Source organism: Nitrospirota bacterium, assembly GCA_030645475.1.
In the GTDB taxonomy this organism is placed as follows: Bacteria; Nitrospirota; Nitrospiria; order Nitrospirales; family Nitrospiraceae; genus Palsa-1315.
On the sequence record JAUSMA010000059.1, the window covers coordinates 1 to 3,641 of the forward strand.

The window sequence follows — 3,641 nt, forward strand, 5'->3', positions numbered from 1 at the left end:
AAACGTATGGGCATACGTTTCCCTCCGTCGGGACTCCCTGCGTGGTCAGCGCAGTCCAACCCCTGAGTCCCGCCCCAATTGTGATGCGAGCATTACGCGACGGCGCGAGCCTGAGCGCCCGCTCACGTCCCGGCGACGGCAAACCTGCCCGGACGAGAGTGGAAAAGAGCCACCCATCGATGGCACAAGACGGCAAACCGGACAGCTCAAGGCTCGCATACTTTTGCATACTGAACACCTGCACCAGTTCATGACGGGCCGGCTGCCCGGCGCTCCCTTCATGGGAACGGTCCTCCTCGACACGATAGGTCTCCATCACAAACCGCGTCCCCATCGAAAAGGGCTCGTCATCCAGAGTCGCGGCTCCTTTGGGACAGACGTAAAACTTCAGTATTTCCTCGTGGCCCTGCCGGTGCCCGGCAATCTGACAGGTCGGCCAAGACCGATAGCCGAAAGCCATCGACAACTGCCTATCTTCCGGTGCGGCCACAGACCTGGTGGTCACCCCCAAGGCAATAGCCATCAGTCTGGCCACCACTGGTACGAGCTCGGGATAGTCCTGATCGTGATTCATCTCGCCCCCTCTCAATGTTGAGCCCCCCGAAGGGCCAGGGTGGGGGAGGCAGTCAACCGTCCCACCCTGGTAACGGGTCCGCGAGATGGAGACCTCACCCCGCTGACGCCATATGCCTTCAGCCCTCTCTTGTCATCGCAGCGGCTTTTCTCCGCTGTTATCAGCGTTTCTTATTCGGGCCTGCGCACGAACCGGCGCCACCTTATGGGGAATCGAACGAGTCACCGGTGTCGGATCCTTACGATTGGCCTCGACCAGCGCCGTAACCGATTCGCGAAAGACGCGCAGGCTGCCATGTCCGATCTTGGTCGCACCGAGCCGTCCTTCTTCAATCCACCGATAAATCGTCCACTTGCTCACGCGTAACAGTTGCGCCGCGTCGTTCACCCGCATCAACGATGATTCCATCATGGCATCCCAAGCCCCGATCCACCGTCCATTCACATCCGCGCGCCACGTTCATACCATCCCGTCACTTCATGACCTCGCCCGTGCAATACCAGTTCTCGCCTTTCACACCATTGACGGCCGTAGCCAGTTGCTCCGGCTTTACCTTGCCCGATTCGACCGTCACCACCGCATGGCCTTTCATCCTCTTGAAATCGACCGTCTTCACGCCGGGAACGCGCCGAAGCGCATGTTCGACATCGCCCACATATCCGTCGCAGAACTTGCCGCCCAGCATGAGTGTGATTGTTTCATCGCCCGCAAAGGCCGGGATGGCCATCGCACAGACACACCCGATGAGACAACCAAGCGTGATGAATGTCTTCACGATTTCCCCTCCTGCTGACCGGCCTCGAGCCTCTGCGCTCCTCGGTCGATCCGCGCCGAGCAATTCCAGCCCGATGCGAGCGCGCGATGTACTGCACCGGCTAACTGCTCCGGCGTCTCGCTGCCAGGCTGATAGCGCACCAGCACCGTGCCATGATTGTTCAAAAACTCGACCTGCCGCACCGTCTTGAATGCACGAAGCGCCGCCTCGACATCTTCACGGTGGTACTCACACATGCGGCCGAAAATCTGGACGATGGCTTCACCTGCCGCCGGCTTGGTCTCCACGGATTCATTCTCCAGAGCCCCGGCTGCGAACGAAGCAGTACCGATCATCGTCCAACAGGCCAATGCGCACATGAACAGACGTCTCATGGCAGAGTCCTTTCAGAGCCAAACCGATTAAAGGACCGGGGCGGAGGCCATAGGAGGAAGCACCCGCGCCCCGGATCAGTCCGAGCAAGGAGGCCGCCCGACTCGGACATCAAAAAATCAACAACGGTCAAATGTGGCAGACGAGCGACTGCGATCGATAGGGGAGCGCGAAAGACACCGACATGAAACAGACCGCCCGGGATCCCCTATCCGATCAGGATGAAGGAAATCGCCGGAGGTGCACGGGAATGGAGCAAAGAAGAAATGCGTACAGGGGTCACGTGATTGGGGGAGGAGACGACGAGCCGGGCGACCGGACCGACCGACAAGGCCGGCGGCTCCGTGACCAATCCGGCATCGGACGTGGCCTGGCAGGCCCAGGCACAGAGCGCATTGTGCGGAACCGCGTCTTGCGAACCATGGTGCGCATGGCCGCTGGAGACCTCGGCGTGGCTGAACGAACAGGTCGCCGCCATCGCTGCAAGCGAGGCATAGACCAGGGCCACGAGCCCTGCGACCAGAACGGAACTGCGTGATACACCGGAACGCGTCATGAAGCTCTCCACGATGTCTCTTCTATACGCGTGAACCGATCGCCTGTCTACCGACGCCTGCTCACGGATGCTACAGTTTCAAGAAAAGATCAGGCATGCATATCCCCTGAGAAGAGGAAGGACGAAGGCGCACAGCCCTACAGCGAGCTTCCTCACACCGTCCGTTCGCCGAGGGCCTGCACGATTTCGAGACGGGCCGCGCGCGTGGCCGGGACCAGGCCACCGACCATGCTCATAAGCACGGCAAAGAGCAGGCCGAGCCCAACCATGAGAGGGGAGAGGTGGAACCCGAACGCGATCTCGAATCCCGTGTCCCAATTCACCGTCGAGATCGTCACCGACTGGAGGAAGGAAGCCCCGGCTACCCCGAGCAGCCCTGCAATCGCTCCCAGCGCCATCGACTCGATCAAGAAGGTCTGAAGAATCGCGAGACGGGTGAACCCGAGGGTCCGGAGCGTGCCGATCTCCGTCGTGCGCTGGGCCACGGCCGCGGACATCGTCATGGTCGCACCCATGATCGCCCCGATGCTGAAGATCGCAGTGAGAAAGAGACCGGTCACGCGAATCATTTTCGCCAGGCTCTCGGCTTTGCCTTCGTAATAGTCCGGCTCGCGTTTCACCGAGAGATTGAACCGTGGATCCCGCTCAAGCTGCTCCTTCACCTGGGCCAAGGCATCGGGCCGCGCAAGGCGCACGGTCATCGAAGAGAAAGCCGTGCGGTGAAACGTCGCCATGAATTGTTCCGCATCGCCCCAGACTTCGGAATCGAACCCGCTGCCGTCGGCGTCGAACACGCCCACCACCGTCCATGCGCGATTGCCGAAGTTCAACACACGATAGAGCCCTGCTTCGGGAAACTGCTTGGCCACTTGCGCCCCCACCATGATCTCCGTCGTACCGGGCTCCCATAGACGGCCTTGAATCAAGCGGACCTTCGGCCGAACGGCAAAGGCATCGTGGGAAGACCCGCGCAGGCTGAGGCTCGCAAGACTCCTCTCCTTCGCCTTCCGGAGTGTGAGTTGCAGCCCGATCTCGCTGACCGCCACAGGCCGGCCCCCGAGCGTCTGCTCGATCCCTGGCTGTAGCGCAATGATCTTGGCGTGATCGCGGGAAATGCTGCTGTCGATTTCCGAGAGGGCGCCCTTGCGAAGCACGATCGCGTTCGCCGGATCGCCGGTCTTCCCCAGCGTCCGCTCCAATCCATGCGCCAGCATCAACACGGCGAGGAAGACAAACACCACCAGGCCCATCCCCGCCACCGTGAACGCCGTCGTCACACGACGGGCCCAGAGATTTCTCAGACTGTAGGCGCCCCACAACAACATCCGATCACTCCCGCCTATCCGGCATGCCGCAATCCTTCC

General features: G+C 61.2%; 6 protein-coding genes. All 6 read right to left on the bottom strand.

All coding sequences use genetic code 11. The annotated features are described in order from the left end of the window. Positions 1–574, bottom strand: a 574-nt coding sequence (locus Q7U76_10220) for a cytochrome P460 family protein (protein MDO8356752.1), incomplete at its 3' end; no start/stop codon positions are given. Between the two features lie 132 nt (positions 575–706). Beyond that, positions 707–985, bottom strand: a complete 279-nt coding sequence (locus tag Q7U76_10225) for a helix-turn-helix domain-containing protein (protein MDO8356753.1) — start codon at positions 983–985, stop codon at positions 707–709. Positions 986–1,046: 61 nt separating this feature from the next. Continuing rightward, positions 1,047–1,349: a cation transporter gene (locus Q7U76_10230; GenBank protein ID MDO8356754.1), complete on the bottom strand. Its 303-nt coding sequence runs from the start codon at positions 1,347–1,349 to the stop codon at positions 1,047–1,049. Next, positions 1,346–1,723, bottom strand: coding sequence for a hypothetical protein (locus tag Q7U76_10235; protein MDO8356755.1), 378 nt, complete (start codon positions 1,721–1,723; stop codon positions 1,346–1,348). The genes Q7U76_10230 and Q7U76_10235 overlap by 4 nt, the downstream gene beginning before the upstream one ends. Before the next feature lie 206 nt (positions 1,724–1,929). Further along, positions 1,930–2,277, bottom strand: coding sequence for a hypothetical protein (locus Q7U76_10240; protein ID MDO8356756.1), 348 nt, complete (start codon positions 2,275–2,277; stop codon positions 1,930–1,932). A 152-nt stretch (positions 2,278–2,429) separates the two neighbouring features. Further along, positions 2,430–3,641, bottom strand: a 1,212-nt coding sequence (locus Q7U76_10245; GenBank protein MDO8356757.1) for an ABC transporter permease, incomplete at its 5' end; no start/stop codon positions are given.